This window comes from Amycolatopsis albispora, from assembly GCF_003312875.1.
Classification (GTDB): domain Bacteria; phylum Actinomycetota; class Actinomycetes; order Mycobacteriales; family Pseudonocardiaceae; genus Amycolatopsis; species Amycolatopsis albispora.
Genome location: NZ_CP015163.1, coordinates 2,052,582 through 2,068,878, shown reverse-complemented (window position 1 = coordinate 2,068,878; position 16,297 = coordinate 2,052,582). Strand labels below are relative to the sequence as shown.

General features: G+C 71.6%; 14 protein-coding genes. 6 read left to right on the top strand and 8 right to left on the bottom strand.

Annotated elements, in window-relative coordinates; translation table 11 throughout:
• Positions 1 to 39: 39 nt before the first annotated feature.
• Complete coding sequence (locus tag A4R43_RS09575) at positions 40 to 1,281, bottom strand: DUF3500 domain-containing protein (protein WP_113691996.1); 1,242 nt, start codon at positions 1,279 to 1,281, stop codon at positions 40 to 42.
• A 15-nt stretch (positions 1,282 to 1,296) separates the two neighbouring features.
• Positions 1,297 to 1,998 carry a FadR/GntR family transcriptional regulator gene (locus A4R43_RS09570; protein ID WP_113691995.1) on the bottom strand — a complete coding sequence of 234 codons (702 nt, stop codon included), beginning with the start codon at positions 1,996 to 1,998 and terminating at the stop codon, positions 1,297 to 1,299.
• Positions 1,999 to 2,058: 60 nt separating this feature from the next.
• Between A4R43_RS09570 and A4R43_RS09565 the strand changes: the two genes are divergently transcribed.
• Positions 2,059 to 2,904: a fumarylacetoacetate hydrolase family protein gene (locus tag A4R43_RS09565; RefSeq protein ID WP_113691994.1), complete on the top strand. Its 846-nt coding sequence runs from the start codon at positions 2,059 to 2,061 to the stop codon at positions 2,902 to 2,904.
• A 6-nt stretch (positions 2,905 to 2,910) separates the two neighbouring features.
• Here A4R43_RS09565 and A4R43_RS09560 read toward each other — a convergent pair whose 3' ends face one another.
• Both A4R43_RS09560 and A4R43_RS09555 read right to left on the bottom strand, forming a co-directional pair.
• Positions 2,911 to 4,650, bottom strand: coding sequence for a glycoside hydrolase family 3 protein (locus tag A4R43_RS09560; protein WP_113691993.1), 1,740 nt, complete (start codon positions 4,648 to 4,650; stop codon positions 2,911 to 2,913).
• Complete coding sequence (locus A4R43_RS09555) at positions 4,647 to 6,137, bottom strand: MFS transporter (protein WP_113691992.1); 1,491 nt, start codon at positions 6,135 to 6,137, stop codon at positions 4,647 to 4,649. Before A4R43_RS09555 ends, A4R43_RS09560 begins: the two co-directional genes overlap by 4 nt.
• A 153-nt stretch (positions 6,138 to 6,290) precedes the next feature.
• Between A4R43_RS09555 and A4R43_RS09550 the strand changes: the two genes are divergently transcribed.
• Positions 6,291 to 6,914: a TetR/AcrR family transcriptional regulator gene (locus tag A4R43_RS09550; protein WP_113691991.1), complete on the top strand. Its 624-nt coding sequence runs from the start codon at positions 6,291 to 6,293 to the stop codon at positions 6,912 to 6,914.
• Positions 6,915 to 6,927: 13 nt separating this feature from the next.
• Here A4R43_RS09550 and A4R43_RS09545 read toward each other — a convergent pair whose 3' ends face one another.
• Complete coding sequence (locus A4R43_RS09545; RefSeq protein WP_113691990.1) at positions 6,928 to 7,704, bottom strand: IclR family transcriptional regulator; 777 nt, start codon at positions 7,702 to 7,704, stop codon at positions 6,928 to 6,930.
• Between the two features lie 104 nt (positions 7,705 to 7,808).
• Between A4R43_RS09545 and A4R43_RS09540 the strand changes: the two genes are divergently transcribed.
• From A4R43_RS09540 to A4R43_RS09535, 3 genes are read left to right on the top strand one after another with little or no spacing between them, the layout of a single operon-like run.
• Positions 7,809 to 9,404 carry an FAD-dependent monooxygenase gene (locus A4R43_RS09540; protein WP_113691989.1) on the top strand — a complete coding sequence of 532 codons (1,596 nt, stop codon included), beginning with the start codon at positions 7,809 to 7,811 and terminating at the stop codon, positions 9,402 to 9,404.
• Between the two features lie 30 nt (positions 9,405 to 9,434).
• Complete coding sequence (locus A4R43_RS42630; protein WP_162788395.1) at positions 9,435 to 9,581, top strand: hypothetical protein; 147 nt, start codon at positions 9,435 to 9,437, stop codon at positions 9,579 to 9,581.
• A 23-nt stretch (positions 9,582 to 9,604) separates the two neighbouring features.
• Complete coding sequence (locus tag A4R43_RS09535) at positions 9,605 to 10,837, top strand: MFS transporter (protein WP_162788394.1); 1,233 nt, start codon at positions 9,605 to 9,607, stop codon at positions 10,835 to 10,837.
• Positions 10,838 to 10,843: 6 nt separating this feature from the next.
• Here the strand turns inward: A4R43_RS09535 and A4R43_RS09530 are convergent, their stop codons facing one another.
• The 3 genes from A4R43_RS09530 to A4R43_RS09520 form a co-directional block, all read right to left on the bottom strand.
• Positions 10,844 to 11,677: an alpha/beta fold hydrolase gene (locus tag A4R43_RS09530; RefSeq protein ID WP_162788393.1), complete on the bottom strand. Its 834-nt coding sequence runs from the start codon at positions 11,675 to 11,677 to the stop codon at positions 10,844 to 10,846.
• A 16-nt stretch (positions 11,678 to 11,693) separates the two neighbouring features.
• Positions 11,694 to 12,908, bottom strand: coding sequence for an MFS transporter (locus tag A4R43_RS09525; RefSeq protein ID WP_162788392.1), 1,215 nt, complete (start codon positions 12,906 to 12,908; stop codon positions 11,694 to 11,696).
• Between the two features lie 208 nt (positions 12,909 to 13,116).
• Positions 13,117 to 13,725, bottom strand: a complete 609-nt coding sequence (locus A4R43_RS09520; protein ID WP_236808868.1) for a TetR/AcrR family transcriptional regulator — start codon at positions 13,723 to 13,725, stop codon at positions 13,117 to 13,119.
• Positions 13,726 to 13,836: 111 nt separating this feature from the next.
• Here A4R43_RS09520 and A4R43_RS09515 point away from each other — a divergent pair, with 111 nt between their 5' ends.
• A complete protein-coding gene (locus A4R43_RS09515; protein ID WP_236808866.1) occupies positions 13,837 to 16,290 on the top strand; it encodes a glycoside hydrolase family 3 protein in 2,454 nt (817 codons plus the stop codon).
• Positions 16,291 to 16,297: the final 7 nt, after the last annotated feature.

Genomic DNA, 16,297 nt, shown 5'->3' with positions numbered 1-16,297 from the left:
ACCCACACCGGAGCGGGCCATGCCTCGAACTTCGGCCCATCACCGCCCGCGCGCCTGCCAGTCCCGCACGTAGGCGCGGCCGTAGTCGTTGCCGTGCGGGGTCCGCAGCACGGTGTGCACGTGGAACGGTTTCGGCGTGTCGTAGTCGAGGAAGACACCGCAGTGGTGGTCGAGTTCGACGATGATCACCGGCGACTGGATGCGGTAGTAGAAGACGTCACCGGGTTCGTGCCCGCCGATCCAGCTGAACCAGGTTTCGCCGAGCCACGACCGGACCTCCCGCATCCGCGCCGCCCTCGGCCCGGCGGGCAGCGGCGAGACGAAGGTCTCCACGATGTCGAGCGCGATGCGCTGGGCCTGCTCGGGCATGTCGGCGACCCGGATGCCTTCGAACGGGATGACCCGGTTGTCCTGGAAGGCACCGGCCAGGTGGCGTTCGTCGCCCGGATGCACCCGCCCCGGCGGCATGTCCGGGTCCACCATCCGCCGGTAGGTGACCGCGGCGTGGCGCTGTCCGGCGGGCAGCGCGGCCATCAGGTCGGTGCCCAGCCGGATCCGTTCGGTGAAGGCGGTGACGCCCGCGTGCGGCCCTTCGTCGATCTCGTTGGGCTCGGCGCCGAGAAAGATCGGGCTGACCACCATCCGGCCCTCGACCACCAGGCAGTGGACCGCGCAGTGGTGCCCGAACAGCTGCCAGCCCCATGGCGCGACCGGGTCGGGCCTGCCGTACAGCGCGAAGTTGTAGCTGAACTCGTTCAGGATGCGTTCCAGGCCGACCACCTCGCCGAGGAAGCCGTTGATCAGCATCATGTTGTGCACCAGCTCGAAACCGCCGGGACTCAGTGAAGCGCGCACCAGCTCCAGCGCCCGCTGGCGTACTCCGGCCGGTTGGAACTCCAGCCGGATACCGGTGTCGAACTGCAGGAACTCCGGATTCGCCCAGGTCTGCCATTCGACCGCGTCCACCGGATGGTTCAGGGCGCGGCGGCCGGTGTCGTCGAGCGCGGCTTCCAGCGCGAGGGCGGCCTCGATCATCGCGGCGACCGGCGCCTGTTCACCCGGCAGCGCGGGGGTCAGCGGATGGCAGCCGGGACGTAGCGCGCCGTCCTCGGTGATCCCGCGGAACTCGTTGAGCTGCAACGGTTTCCAGCCCTCGATCAAGCCGCCGGTGAACGGATCCCGTTTGGCCGCTTCCCGGTACTCGTAGGCGTCGAGGCCCTTGAGCGCGGTGATGCGCGGCGAGTCCGGTGGGTAGAGGAACCGGCGGAATTCGGCGGACACGGCGCTCCTTCTGGCTCAGTCGGTGGAGTTGTGCCGGGCGACGGCGGCGCGGACGGCGGCCTCGTCTCCGGCGGCGATCGCCTCGACCAGGTCCGCGTGGATCCGCAGCCGTTCCGCGCGGTAGGCCCCGGTGTCGGGGGAGTCCGATCGTGGGGTGGTCGAGCCGAGGTGGCCGAGCGTGCCGAGATACACCGCGCGGGCCATGGCGTTGGGGCACAGCGCGGCGATGTGCTCGTGCAGCGCCCAGTTCGCCCGGACGAAGCCGTCCCAGTCGGTGGCCTCGGCCATCGCCGCCACGGCGGACCGCAGCCCGGGGATGTCCGACTCGCGGCGGCAGCGGGCGGCACCGACGTCGATGAGTTCTTCGAGGTGATCGCGCAGCTCGACCGCGTCCGCCACCGTCTCCTGGGCGTCCTCGCGAATGCCGAGCAGGGTGCGCCGCATCCGGACGACCGGCCCCTGGTCCGCGACGAACAGGCCGCCGCCGCGCCCGGGCCGCACGACCAGCACGTCCCGGTCGGCCAGCAGCCGGACGGCCTCGTTCACGGTCGCCCTGGCGAGCCCGGATTCGCGCTGGAGCGCCTCGATCGTGCCGACCGGCGATCCCGCGCCCAGGCCGGCCGTGCGGACGCGGTTCTCCACGGCGGCCGCGAGCTGCGCGGCCCGGGTGCGGGGCGTGGCGCTCGCGACCTTGAGTCCGGCGAACAACTCGGTCATAGTGCTAGTCAACCATAAACTCTGTAATGTTTACAGAGTTATCTACGGCCGAGGAGTGACATGCGGATTGTGGGAGTGGCGCGCGCGGGCGGCGTCGACGTGGCGACGCTGTCCGAGGACGGAACGCAGGTCACCGTCCTCTGCGGGCTTGAGGAGTTCTGGGCCGAACCCGAGGGGCACCTCGGTCAGGAAGCGACGGGGGAGAGGCTGCCGCTCGGCGCCGTCACGCTGGTGCCGCCGGTACTGCCGGACGCGCGGGTGCTGTGCATCGGGCTGAACTACCTCAAGCACGTCGCCGAGGGCTCCTACCGTGATCAGGAACTGCCCGAGCACCCGACGCTGTTCGCCCGGTGGACGCGGTCGTTGACCGTCGGCGGGGCGGAGGTGCCGGTGCCCGCGAACGAGGACGGCCTCGACTGGGAGGGTGAGATCGTCGCCTGGGTGGGACGAACGCTGGTGGACGCCGAGCCGGACGAGGCGCTCGCGGCCGTCGTCGGTTACTCGGTCTTCAACGACATCACCGCGCGGCGGGCGCAGAAGCTGACGTCGCAGTGGATTCTCGGCAAGAACGCCGACCGGTCCGGGCCGCTCGGGCCGCTGGTCCCCGCGAGTGAGGTCGGCGATCTGCGGAACGGTCTCCGGGTCCGGACCCGCGTCAACGGCGAGACCGTCCAGGACGGCTCGACCACCGAGATGGTCTACCACGTCGGGGAGACCCTCGCGCACATCTCCCGGACGATGACCCTGCGTCCCGGTGACCTGCTGGCCACGGGCACGCCCTCCGGGGTCGGTTACGCGCGCACGCCGCCGTGGCTGCTGCGGCCGGGTGACGTGGTCGAGGTCGAGGTGGACCGGCTGGGTGTGCTCCGGAACCCGATCGTCGGCAGCGAGCACCGCCGCCCCTGACGGGGCTCAGGACGCCGGGTACCGCAGGCCGTGGCCGAACGGGAAGAGCGGGTCGGGGCTTTCCCGTGGCACGTCCGGCCTGCCACCCTCCACTTCGGACATCGAACGCGGCAGCTGGAACGGCAGCGCGCCCTCCGGCGCGGACCGTCCGAAAAGGACGTCCAGCAGGGCGCGGTCGCCGGTGCCGTAGGAGGCGACCAGCGCGGCGCAGCGGCCGGCGATCTCCGGGATGACTGCGGGCCGTTCCAGGTGGATGACCACCACGGTCGGGACCGCGTCCAGCAGGGTGAGGATCTCCTCGAGGCGCTCCGGGGCGAAGTCGAGGCGCCCGGCGTGGAAGAAGGACTCGAAGAGACCGGGCCGCGGTTCGTACGGGGTGCTCAGCCGGAGCACCGCGAGATCGGCCTCGTGCGGTGTGGCGGCGAGTTCGGCGTACTCGGCCACGGCTTCCGCGGCGACGCCTTCCACGTACAGCCGAGGACGCCCGCGCACCGGCAGCATCCCGTCCCGGTTGTGCAGCAGGGTCAGCGAACGCCGTTGCGCGTCCCGGCCGTCGGCGCGGAAGTCGGCCCTGCCGACGAGCTCCTCGGCGGCGTCCGGGTCCACGTACCGGCGGTCGTCGAACAGGCCGAGCCGGAACTTCTCGGCCAGCAACCGGGCCGCCGATTCGTCGACGCGGGCTTCGGGGAGCCGTCCGGCCCGCACCAGCTCCACCACCAGTTCGGCGCAGGACTCGCCGCCGAACTGGTCCACTCCGGCGTCCAGCGCCAGCAGCAGCCGCTGCGCCGGATCGAGTTCCTCCACTCCCCAGGCGCGCGCCTGGTGCGGTTCCCCCATCACCAGCTGGTCGGTGAGCAGGCCCCAGTCGGTGCACACGATGCCGTCGAACCCCAGTTCCTCGCGCAGCAGTACGGTGATGATGCCCTTGTTGAAGCCGAAGGCGACCTCTTCGTAGCTCGTGCCGACCGGTTTGCCGTAGTACGGCATGATCTGCGTCGCGCCCGCGGCGATGGCGGCCCGGAACGGCCGCAGGTGGTAGTCGAAGAACCCGCCGGGGTAGATCTGTTCCTTGCCGTAGGGGAAGTGCGGGTCTTCGCCGCCGGCCTGCGGACCGCCACCGGGGAAGTGCTTGACCATCGCGGACACGCTGTCCTTGGCGTCCCCGGTTCCGCGCAGCCCCTCGAGATAGGCGACGCCGAGCTTCGCGGTGAGGTCCGCGTCCTCTCCGAAGGTGCCGGAGATACGGGCCCAGCGGGGTTCGGTGGCCAGGTCCAGCTGGGGGTGCAGGGCGACCCGGAAGCCGACGGCGAGGTATTCGCGGCGCACGGTTCCGGCGTAGCGGCGGACCAGCTCCGCGTCGCCGATCGCCGCCAGGCCGAGGGTTTCCGGCCACTGCGAGAACGCGCCCGCCAGCATCGCCGTGCCCGGGTTGTCGGTGAAGGAGTGCCGGGGGTCGGTCGACAGCGTCACCGGGACGCCGAGGCCGCTCTCCTCGGCCCGCTGCTGCAAGTCGTTGTGCAGCATGGCGATCTCGCGGGCGCTGCCGGACCCCAGCAGGTTGAAGTGCGTCATCCGGCTTTGGGACAGCATGTGCTCGCCGGTGCGGCCGGCCGGTGCCGGCCGGTCGCCGATCCCGATCACCTGGTGGAACAGCAGTCCGGCCTTGTCCTCCAGGGTCATCCGCGGCAGCAGGTCCGCCACGCGGTCCGCGGTGTCCCGGCCGGGATCCTGGTAGGGGTGGGTCATTTCCGCTCCTCGTCGGTCGGGTGCCGGATGCCTCCGGCGGACGGTTCGCCGCGCTGCGGCGGGATGAACAGCGACAGCAGCAGCGTCACCGCGGTCAGGAGCGCCCCGATCCAGAAGACCCAGGCGAATCCGGCGTCCTGGTAGAACAGGTTGCCGTGGAAGACGGTGCCGTGTTCGGTGAGCACGGCGAAGGCCATCGCCGTCACCACCGCCCCGAACAGGTTCATCAGCATGTTCAGCATGCCGCTGCCGATGCCCTGCTCCGCCGGGGACACCACCCCGACGACCAGCGCCGGTGAGCCGGCGAGCACGAACCCGGCACCGAAGTTGGCCAGGCACGCGGTCAGCACGAGTTCGATTTCGTTGCCGTGGAAGAACCCCATCAGCCCGTACCCGGCGCCCATCAGCAGCAGCCCGGCCCACCACACCAGCCGGGCGTCGGTCCCGCGCAGCAGGCGGCTCGCGAACAGGCCCGTCACGAACATCACCAGGTTCCAGCTCACCCCGACCACCGCGTTGTGCTGCCCGGTCCAGCCGAGCCCGCCGGAAACCCCCGGAATGCTGGGGAAGAGGGCGAGCATGATCCCGATGGCGGGCAGGGTGAACGCGATCGACTGCGCCAGCCCGCCGGTGACCAGCACCAGGGCGACCGGGCGCCGGGTGAGCACCTTCAGGTCCAGGATCGGATGCGCGCTGCGCCGCTCCACCAGGACGAACAGCACCACGGCCAGCAGGCCGCCGCCGAACCACCCGAGGGTGCGGCCGCTGAGCCAGCCCCAGCTGGGTCCCTGGCCGAGGGCGAAGACCACCGCGGTCAGCCCGCCGCCGAGCGTCAGCCCGCCGAGCCAGTCGAAGCCGGGGCGGTGGTCGCGCCGCGGCGTGCGCGGAACGACGAGGGCGATCAGGACGAACGAAAGCGCGGTCATCGCGGCCAGGAACCACATCACGCCGCGGTAGCCCCAGGTGTCGACCAGCCAGCCGGCCAGGAACGGCGCGGCGAGCGCGACCAGCCCCATGCTGCTGCCGAGAATGCCGCTGGCCGGCTTGACCAGGGCGCGGGGGAAGATCTCGCGGACGGCGGGAAAGGCCATCGCGGCGAACGGCCCGTAGCACCCGGCGATCGCGCGGCCGAGCAACAGCAGCGGGAAACTGCCCGCGAGCGCGGCGATGAGGTCGCCCAGCACGCCGAGCCCGGTCATCGCCAGCATGACTGGCTTGGTGCCGAAGCGGTCACCCAGCTTGATCACGAACGGGGTCAGCAGCGTGGAGACCAGCACCACGGTCAGGCTGAACCAGGCCACCTGCGCGGTCTGGAAGCTCCCCGCCACGCTCGCGGTCGCGTTGGCCCCGAGAATGCCGGCGGCCGCGAGCAGCTGCGTCGGCAGCGCCAGCGCGATCAGCACGGCGACCAGCCGGGGTGTCCACTTCCCGTCGTTTCCGGCTGGCGCGGTGGCATCGAGTTGCGGGCTCGCCGACGTCGGTGTCATGAGCCGCTCCTTTCGGGGCGTGGGAAGGCGCTTCAGCGTGTGGAGAAGATGATGGGTCCAAAAGCTAGTGATCACTAGGTGTTGGCGCTGTGGTCCATGTCACAGGGCAGTGCGGGTGGTCCGGGACCGTCCCCGTGCCCGTACGGTGACCGCATGGTGACCTCGAGAGGGCCGCGCGGGGCGTACGCGGCCGGAGTGGCCAGGCGCAACCAGATCCTGGACGCCGCGCTGGTGCGGTTCGGCCGGGACGGCTACCGCAAGACCTCGCTCGCGCAGATCGCCAGGGACGCCGGGATCACCGATGCCGGGCTGCTGCACCACTTCCGGGACAAGCAGCAGCTGCTGCTGGCCGCGGTCGAGTACTGGCACGCGCAGCTCGACGTGCGCTGGCGTCGCGTGTCGGATTCCGTGCGCGACGCGTTCCGCTGCCATCTCGAAGACACCGAGGAGTCGTTGCGGACCCCCGGAATCGTCGAGCTGGCCGTGGTGATCGGCGCGGAGGCGACCGCGCCGGAACATCCGGCGCACGAGTTCTTCCGCGCCTGGCAGGACAAGGGCGTGCGTGAGCTGACCGAGCGGCTGCGTGCCGCCGCGGAAGCGGGTGAACTGAAGCCGGGCCTCGACTTCGAGTCGATCGCCCGCGAGTGCGCGGCGATGGACATGGGCCTGCGGTGGCAGTGGCTGACCGCCGGGCGGTCGTTCGACCTCGTCGCCGTGATGCGCGCTCACCTGGACCGGCTGATGCGCGCGATTTCCCGTGACGGCGAGGGTTTGTGATCGGTCGCCGGGCTCACTCCGCGCGTGCCGGCCGTGCGCCGAGCGCGCGGGAAACGGCCAGCGCGGTGGCGCGGACGACCTGCTCGTAGGCCTGTGGCCTGGCCGCATCGACCGGGACCACCACCGACACCGCGGCGACCACGCGTCCGGCGCCGTCCCGCACCGCGACGGCGACCGAGGACACGGCGGCGGGCCTGCGGCGCGCGAACACCGCGACCCCGGTCCGCCGCACGTCGGCCAGCCGCCGGCGCAACGTCGCCGCGGCCGGAGAGTCCAGTTCGGACAGTGCCTGCGCGCGCACCGCGGCGTCGGCGAAGGCCAGCAGCACCAGCCCGACGCCGGTGTCGTGCAGCGGCAGGCGGCCGCCCACCCGGTAGGCGACCTGGACCGCCCCGAGCGTGGACAGCCGCTCGACGAGCAGGGCCGCTCCCTGGTCGAGCACCGCCAGCAGCACGTGCTGACGGGTGATCTCGTGCAGGTCCTCCAGGTACGGCAAGGCGGCTTCGCGCAGGCCGTGGCTGCGCGGCGCCAGTGACGCGACCTCGAACAACCGCAGCCCGATGACGTACCGCCCGTGCTCGTCCCGTTCCAGCGCGCCCCAGGCCTGCAGCCGGGCGGCCAGCCGCGAGGCGGTGCTGCGCGGTATCCCCGCCCGCCGGGACAGCTCGACCAGCCCGAGCGCACGGTGTTCCTCGGTGAAGGCGGCCAGCAGCGCCAGTGCCCGGTCCACCACCGGATCACCGCTCTTGGGGCGCTTGCCCCGGACCGGGCGCGCGTCTGGAGCCGACATGCCCCGGAGTCTGACAGGCCCAACCAATGGAACTCCGGGTGACCCCGGCCACAGTCGTTCCGCATGCTTCGCCCACCCGATCCGGTGTCGAAGAGGAGGACCGAATGCCCGAGCGCGTTCCGGTGCTGATCGCGGGTGGCGGCCCGAGCGGGCTCGCGACGGCCATCGAACTCGGCCGGGCGGGCATCCGCTGCCTCGTGGTCGAGCCACGCGAAACGACGGGCACCGACCGGCCGCGCGCCAAGACGACCAGTGTCCGCACCATGGAGCTGCTGCGCCGGTGGGGACTGGCCGGGCGGGTCCGGGCCGCGGCGCCGCTGCCGGTGTCGTACGCGCAGGACGTGGTGTTCTGCACCGCGGTCACCGGCCGTGAGATCACCCGGTTCCCCAACGCGTTCGGGCTGTTCGCGCAACGCCGGGACGAGTTCGCCGAAGGCGGGCAGCAGATCCCGCAACCGGCGGTGGAGGCGGTGTTGCGAGAGGCCGTCGCGGAACTGCCTTCGGTGGAGCTGCGCACCGGGCACCGGGTGGCCGGTGTGCGGGACGGCACGGACGGCGTGCGCGTGGAGATCACCGGACCGGACGGCGTCCGGTACCCGCTCGACGCCGGTTACCTGATCGGCTGCGACGGCGCCAACGGGGTCAGCCGCGCCGCGATCGGCGCCCGGTTCTCCGGCGGCAGTGGCGAACTGCCGAACCTCAACATCACCTTCCGCGCGCCGGAGCTGACCGAGGAAGCGTTGTGCGCGCGGGGAGTGCACTACTGGGTGCTCGGGTCCGACGGCGGCGGCATCGTCGGCCGCATGGATCTCGACGGCACCTGGTGGGCCATCGCGCACGGCGTGGACGGCCGGGCCGGCGCGGTGGATCCGGGCGCGCTGGTGCGCCGGATGATCGGCCGTGACCTGGCGGTCGAAGTGCTCGCCACCGACCCGTGGGCGGCCAGGATGCTGCTGGTGGACCGGTATCGCGGCCAGCGGGTCTTCCTGGTCGGCGACGCGGCGCACCTCAACCCGCCGTGGGGCGGGCACGGGTACAACACCGCCATCGGTGACGCGGTGAACCTCGCCTGGAAGCTGGTCGCGGTGCTGCGCGGATGGGCGGGGCCCGCCCTGCTGGACAGCTACGAAGCCGAGCGGCGGCCGGTCGCCGCGCAGACGATCGCCGACGCCGCCACCCAGGAAACCCAGCTGGCCTGGGCATACGCGCATGCCGACATCGACGCGGACACCCCGGCGGGCAGCGCCCGGCGGGCCGAGGTCGCCGAGGCACTGGCGGCCAAGCGCGTCGAGTTCCACAGCCTCGGGCTGGTGCTCGGCTACCACTACGCGGGCTCGCCGATCGTCGTCGACGACGGCTCGCCGGTGCCGGAGCACGAGCCCCTGACCTACCACGGCTCGGCCCGGCCGGGCGCGCGCCTGCCGCATCGCTGGCTGCCGGACGGTTCGTCGCTCTACGACCACCTCGGCCCCGGCTTCACCCTGCTGCGCCTGGACCACACGGCCGACGTGACGCCGTTCGTGCGGGCGGCCGAGGCGCGGCGGGTGCCGCTCACCGTGCTTGATCCCGTCGGTGTCGCGGACCCCGGTTCCTACCGCGCCCGCCTGCTCCTCGTGCGACCCGACCAGCACGTCGCCTGGCGCGGCAACGAAGCCGGGGACGCCGCCGCCGTGCTCGCCGCCGTGCTCGCCACGCCCTGACCCGTCATCCGTCCTCAACGTGGAGGAACCATGAACGTCGAACCCACCACCGGCAGTGACACGGCCACCGGAGCGCGCTTGCTGGCCAGGGTGGAGCGCATCCCGCTGACCCGGTTCCACCTGCGCGTCGCGTCGATCCTCGGCGTCGGCACCTTTTCGACTCGTTCGACGCGCTGATCCTTTCGGTCGCGCTGACCGCCGTGCTGACCTCACTCGGCGCGCCGATGTCGGTGGCCGGTCTGCTGATCGCGGCCGGCTACGTCGGGCAGGTCCTCGGCGCGCTGGTGTTCGGCGTGCTCAGCGAGCGGGCCGGCCGCAAGGTGGCGTTCGTGGCGGCGTCCGCGTTGTTCGGGGCGCTGTCGGTGGCTTCGGCGCTGGCGTGGAGCGTGGAGAGCCTGATGACCTTCCGGCTGCTGCAGGGCATCGGGCTCGGTGCGGAAGTGCCGGTGGCGGCGGCGATGTTCAACGAGTTCGTCCGGGCCAAGGCCAGGGGACTGGTCGTGCTGGTCTACGAAAGCCTCTTCGTCTGGGGCATTCTCGGCGCGACCCTGATCGGTGCGCTGGTCCTCTCGGTCTTCCCGCCGGAGGACGCGTGGCGGTACCTGTTCTTCCTGGGCGGCGTTCCGCTGCTCACCGCGGTGTGGGCGTGGTTCCGGCTGCCGGAGTCGCCCCGGCACCTGGTGCACCGGGGGAAGCTGGCCGAGGCCGAACGGGTGGTCGCCGGCATGGAGGCCTCCGCCCGCCGCGGCGGGCGGGAACTGGCCGAGCCCGCCGAGGTGGCGCCCGCGCCCGCCGAACCGCCGACCCGGTTCGGCGAGCTGTTCTCACCCGGCTACCGGACGCGGACGCTGACCCTGTGGGTCCTGTGGTTCACCACCTTCCTGCCGCTGGCCGGTTTCACCACCTGGATGCCGGCGCTGCTGATCCGGGTGGGCGGGCTGAGCCCGTCGGTCGCGTCGTTGCTGACCGGCGGGATCGTGGTCGGCAACCTGGCCGCGCTCTACCTCGCCGCGTCCACTTTGGACAAGCTGGGGCGCCGGTTCTGGTTCGGCGTCGGCTACGGCCTGGCCTTGGCGGGCAGCGCCGGCGGCGTGGTCGCACTCGGGTTGTTCGGCTGGCAGGGCTGGCCGGTGCTGTTCGTCTGCGGTGCCCTCGTGCTGTTCGGGGTGAACATCAACGCTCCGATCGCCTACCTGTACACCGCCGAGCTGTACCCGACCCGGATGCGGGCGTGGGCGACGATGGTGAGCAGCACGATGCGCAATCTGGCCTCGGTGGTCGCGCCGATCACCATCGGCCTGCTCCTCGGCGCGGTCACCGGGGTGCTGTGGAGCTTCGTGCTGACCACGATCGTGCTGGTGATCGGCCTGACCGTGGTGTTGCGGCACGGTGTCGAAACACGGCAGCGGAAGCTGGAAGAGCTGGCCCGGTAGCCGCTTCTAGGCGGCTTCGGCCCAGAAGCCGGTGAACAGGCGCGCCGTGACGCCGGGTTTCTCCTCGTTCGGCGTGTGGCCCGCGGCGGCGATGACCTCATACCGGGCGCCGAGCCGGGCCGCCATGTCGCGTTGTGCTTGGGCGGGCCAGGCCGCGTCGTGCTCGCCGTGGGCGACCAGGATCGGGACGCCGGTGGCACGCAGTTCTCCGACCCGGTCCGGCTCGGCGGCGATCGCGCGGCTGATGCCGAGCAGGTTGGCGGGATTGGTCTCGTGGATCCGGGTCCGCAGGTACGCGACCACCGGTTCCGGCTGCCCGGCCGCGAAGAACGGCTCGAGGAAGCGCCAGGCTCCCGCCGCCCCTTCCGCGGTGATGGCGTCTTCCAACGTCGGACCGGCCGGGCCGGTCACCGTGGCGCCGCCCGGCCCGGAACACAGAATCGTGTAACTGAGGAACCGCCGCGGTTCCCGGATCACCGCGGCCCGGGTGACCAGGCCGCCGAAGCTGTGCCCCACCAAGTGCACCCGCTCGCCGGACACGGTGGCATCGAGTACCTCCAGCAGGTTCGTGGCGAACGCCTCCACCGTGTAGTCCTCGGCCCGGTCCGGGCCTTCCGACTGCCACTGCCCGAGCTGGCTGTAGGCGAGCACGTCGTAACCGGCCGCGGTGAGGTCACGCAGCATCGGCACGAAGTCCTCTTTGGACCCGGTGAAGCCGGGAACGAGGACGGCGATGCCCTTGGTGGCACTCCCGTCCGGTGGGGTGGCCCGAATGGCGGAGAGCCTGCCCGCGGAGGTGGGCACGGTGAACGGCCGGGCGTTGGCGGGAAGGGTGTGCAACGGTTGCTCCTCGAGGTCAGCGGACGGATCGGATGGGCAGGAACGCGGCGGCGCCGGCAAGCACGAGCACACCGGCGACGGCGAACAGGGCGTGGTACCCGGCAAGGGTGATCAGGAACGCGGAGAAGGTCGGCGCCACGGCCTGCGGGAGATTGGTGGCGACGTTGAGCAGGCCCAGGTCCTTGGCGGCGGCGTCGTCGCTGGGCAGCACCTGGGTCATCAGGGCGACGTCCAGGGTCATGTAGGTGCCGAACCCGAACCCGGCGATCGCCGCGAACGCGAACATGCCGCCGAGGGTCGGGCTGATCAGCGGGCAGGCCAGCCCGGCGGCGGTGACCACCGACGCGGCGATCACGAACGGCTTGCGGCGGCCGACGCGGTCCGACCACGGCCCCGTCACGAAGCTGGAGAGCACGGTGCCGGCGAGCATCACCAGCGACAGCTGGCCGGTCACGGCGTTCGCCCGCTCCAGCGGGATGCCGACGTGGTCCACCAGGATGTAGAGCTGGAAGTTGTAGACGGCCCAGTACCCGAGCACGAACAACATCCGGGCGGCGAACGCCCAGGCGAAGTCGGGATACCTGCGCGGGCTGACCCAGAAGCCCTTCAGGAACGCCGCCCACGACCACGCCGCACGCGGCCGTCCGGCGCTGGAGGTGTCCCGGTTGACGATGACGAACAGCAGCACCACCACCAGCACGACGGCGGCGAAAACGCGGTAGCCGACCCCGAGATCGGCGGCGAACCGCGCGGCCAGCAGCACGCCCGCGGTGGCGCCGACCATGCTGCCGACGCCGACGAACGCCGACGCCGTGCCGCGTTGCCCGGCGGGCAGCCGGTCGGCCAGGATCGCCGTCATCGGGCCCTGCACGATGTTGAGCGAGACCTGCACGAGCAGCCAGAGCACGGCCAGCAGGGCGACCGAGCCCGCCACCGGAAGCGTCACCAGGAACACGGCGCCCAGCAGCGCGCCGAGCACCATCCACGGTGTCCGGCGGCCGAACCGGCTGCGGGTGCGGTCGGACAGCGCCCCGACAATGGGCTGCACAAAAAGCGTGGCGAACGCCGAAACGCTCACCACCAGGCCGAGGCTCGAGACCTTCCCATCGGGGTCCACCCCGGCGACCTGGTTCGGCAGCAGGATGCCGAGCAGGCCCGAATAGGCGAGGAAAAGCGAAAAGTTGCCGATCATCAGCGAGCCGATCAGCGTCCGCCGGCGACCGGGATACACGACCGGGACGTCGGCCGCCGGAGTCGCAGTGTGCGGTGCTGGGTCAGGCAGTGTGGGGGCCATGGCCGCCTCCTGAACGCGATGCCGGGCACCACTGCCTCGGCGCGTGCGGGGCATCACATCACGGCCACCGACCGCTCAGTCTGTGCCGTTATCCGTTCGTGACCATTTGGCGTTGTCCGCGTTACCTGTTTCCGAGTTGGCGGGCTCAGGTGGCCTGGCGAAGCAGCTGGACCAGTGTGCGGAACGCGGCGGGCATGTCCACTTCGCCGGGTTCCAGGAGCCACTGGAACTGCATGCCGTCCATCACCGCGATCACCAGCGGGGCCACGGCTTCCGGGGTGAGGTTGCCGGGCAGGCGGTCGCCGAACTCCTCGCGCAGGGTCTCGGTCAGCGACGTGCGGATCGTCGCGTAGCGGCGGGCGAAGAAGTCCTGTGCCGGATGGCCCTCGGTGACGCTCTCGCCGAGCAGGGCGGAAAAAGTCTGCACCACACCGGGCCTGCTGGCGTTGTACTCAATCAGGGTGGCGAGAAGGTCTAGTGGCCACGGGCTGGTGGCCTGCTTCCCGGCGGCGCCGGTGTCCCATTCGTCGCGGGCTTCGAGTACGGCGATGAGCAGGTCTTCCTTGGTGGGGAAGTAGTGCAGCAGGCCCTGCTGGGTGATGCCGACCCGTTCGGCAACGGCGGCCAGTGAGGCGCCGCGGTAGCCGCGTTCGGCGATGACGGCCATGGTGGCCCGGAGGATTTCACCGCGGCGGTCCGCGCGCCGTCCGGCTCGTGCTGCGCCGACCGGCCCGGCCTGCTCTGCTGTGCCCACGAAGCCAGCCTAGCCGGTGCGTGTTACATAACGAAACGAAAACAATACCTACCAGCTGTCAAGTGTCTGGGTGACGATGGTGGCAGCCGTTCCGTCGCAGAGGAGTCGCAGTTGAGCAGTCAGCACGTCGATCTCGAGGCGGCGATCGACGCCGCGTTGCCCGCGCTCGACCTGGACGCGAAGACCAGGCTGCTGGCGGGTCGCGACATGTGGTCACTGCCCGCGTTGCCGGAGATCGGCCTGCGGTCGCTGGTGCTGTCCGACGGCCCGATCGGGGTCCGTGGTGTGCGGTGGACCGCCGCCGATCCGTCGATCGCCCTGCCGAGTCCCACCGCGATGGCGGCCACCTGGGACCCCGGGCTCATCCGCCGGGCGGGCCACCTGCTGGCGCAGGAAGCCCGCCGCAAGGGCGTGCACGTGCTGCTGGCGCCGACGGTGAACCTGCACCGCTCACCGCTGGGCGGCCGGCATTTCGAGTGCTACTCCGAGGATCCGTACCTAACCGGGGCGATCGGCACCGGGTACGTGCGTGGTGTGCAGGAGGGTGGCGTCGGGACCACGGTCAAGCACTTCGTCGCGAACGACGCGGAGACCGATCGGTTCACTGTGGACAACGTCGTGGACGAGCGGACGTTGCGTGAGCTGTACCTGGCGCCGTTCGAAATGATCGTCTCCGGGGCGAAGCCGTGGGGTGTGATGGCGGCGTACAACTCGGTCAACGGGCGGACGATGACCGAACACGACGAGCTGCAGAACGGTGTCCTGCGGGAGGAGTGGGGCTTCGACGGCGCCATCGTCTCCGACTGGTTCGCCGCCCGGTCCACCGTGGGCGCTATCGGGGGAGGGCTCGACATGGCGATGCCCGGTCCGCGCACCGTGTACGGCGCGGCACTGGCCGAGGCCGTCCGCGCGGGCGAGGTGTCTGAGTCCACAGTGGACGACGCGGTGCGCAGGGTGCTCCGCCTGGCCGCGCGGACCGGGGTCTGGGACCGGGTCGCGCCCGCGGTCACCGAGCTACCCGCGCCGATCGACGGCGTGGCGCTGGCCCGCGAACTCGCCGGACGCGCGTTTGTGCTCCTGCGCAACCAGGACGACGTGCTACCGCTGGACCCCGCGCGTCACGGCACGGTCGCCTTGCTCGGCGCGGCGGCCCGGGACGCCCGTGTGCTGGGTGGCGGGTCGGCGCAGGTTTTCCCGGCGCGGGTGGTGTCCCCGCTGGACGGCCTGCGCGCCGCGCTGCCGGAGGACGCCCTGACCTTCCGGATCGGCGCCGACCCGACCGATGAGCTGGGTGTCGCGGACACCGGCTTCGCGCTGCGTGCGGTGTGCCGGGACGCCGATGGAGTGGTGCTGGGTGAGGAGGTGCTGCCCAACGGGATGGTGCAGTGGTTCGGTGACGACCTGCCCAGCGGTGTCACGCACGACCGGCTGCACACGGTGGAGATCACCGGCACGTTCACCCCGCGCGAGTCCGGGTTGCACGCGTTCGGCACCAAAGGGCTCGGCGCGTTCGTGCTGTCGGTCAACGGCGAGGCGCGCTTCGACGGCGCCGCGGTCGCCGACGGCGGCGACCCGTTCGAGGCGTTTTTCGCCGCACCGGCCGAGCGTGCGACGGTGGAGCTGACCGCGGGGGAGACCGTCGAGGTCGGCCTGACCTACACCGTGCCCGACACGTCGGACGCGCCGATGCGGGCGGTCAGTTGCGCGCTGGCGCACCGCGAGCCGCGGCGCGACGGGGACGAGCTGATCGGGGAGGCGGTGGCCGCCGCGGCGGCGGCCGACACCGCGATCGTCGTCGTGGCGACGACCGAGCGGGTGGAGAGCGAAGGCTTCGACCGCGCCGACCTGCGCCTGCCGGGCCGCCAGGACGAGCTGGTGCACCGGGTGGCCGCGGTCAACCCTCGCACGGTCGTGGTGGTCAACTCCGGTTCGCCGGTGGAGATGCCGTGGCGGGACGAGGTCGCCGCGGTGCTGCTGAGCTGGTTCCCCGGCCAGGAGGCGGGTTCCGCGCTCGCGGACGTGCTGCTCGGGCAGGCCGAACCCGGCGGCAGGCTGCCCACGACCTGGCCCGCCCGGCTGGAGAACGCACCGGTGACGCAGGTGCGGCCGGTGGCCGGAAAGCTCGCCTACGACGAGGGCGTGTTCATCGGCTACCGCGCCTGGCAACGCGACAAGGTCGAACCCGCGTACTGGTTCGGTCACGGCCTCGGCTACACCGACTGGTCCTACGAGCGAGCCCGCGTGGTTCCACCGGACACTGCGGACGGAGACGTGCGGGTCACGGTGACCGTCCACAACGCCGGCACCCGCGACGGCCGCGAGGTCGTGCAGGTCTACGCCGCCCGCCCGGACAGCACGGTGGACCGCCCGCACCGATGGCTCGCCGGCTTCGCTACGGTGGAATGCGCCGCCGGTGCCCGGGCCACAGTGGACATCACCATCCCGCGGCGCACCTTCGCCCACTGGACCACCACCTGGACAACCGAACCCGGCGACTTCGAACTCCACATCGGACGCTCGGTTGCCGACATCCGCCTCGTCCGCCCGGTGACCGTCAAGCCATGAACCGGAC

Coding starts and splice junctions, on each gene's coding strand:
- A4R43_RS09570 (WP_113691995.1), bottom strand. CDS start 1,998: ATGACCGAGTTGTTCGCCGGACTCAAGGTCGCGAGCGCCACGCCCCGC.
- A4R43_RS09565 (WP_113691994.1), top strand. CDS start 2,059: ATGCGGATTGTGGGAGTGGCGCGCGCGGGCGGCGTCGACGTGGCGACG.
- A4R43_RS09560 (WP_113691993.1), bottom strand. CDS start 4,650: ATGACCCACCCCTACCAGGATCCCGGCCGGGACACCGCGGACCGCGTG.
- A4R43_RS09555 (WP_113691992.1), bottom strand. CDS start 6,137: ATGACACCGACGTCGGCGAGCCCGCAACTCGATGCCACCGCGCCAGCC.
- A4R43_RS09550 (WP_113691991.1), top strand. CDS start 6,291: ATGGTGACCTCGAGAGGGCCGCGCGGGGCGTACGCGGCCGGAGTGGCC.
- A4R43_RS09545 (WP_113691990.1), bottom strand. CDS start 7,704: ATGTCGGCTCCAGACGCGCGCCCGGTCCGGGGCAAGCGCCCCAAGAGC.
- A4R43_RS09540 (WP_113691989.1), top strand. CDS start 7,809: ATGCCCGAGCGCGTTCCGGTGCTGATCGCGGGTGGCGGCCCGAGCGGG.
- A4R43_RS42630 (WP_162788395.1), top strand. CDS start 9,435: ATGAACGTCGAACCCACCACCGGCAGTGACACGGCCACCGGAGCGCGC.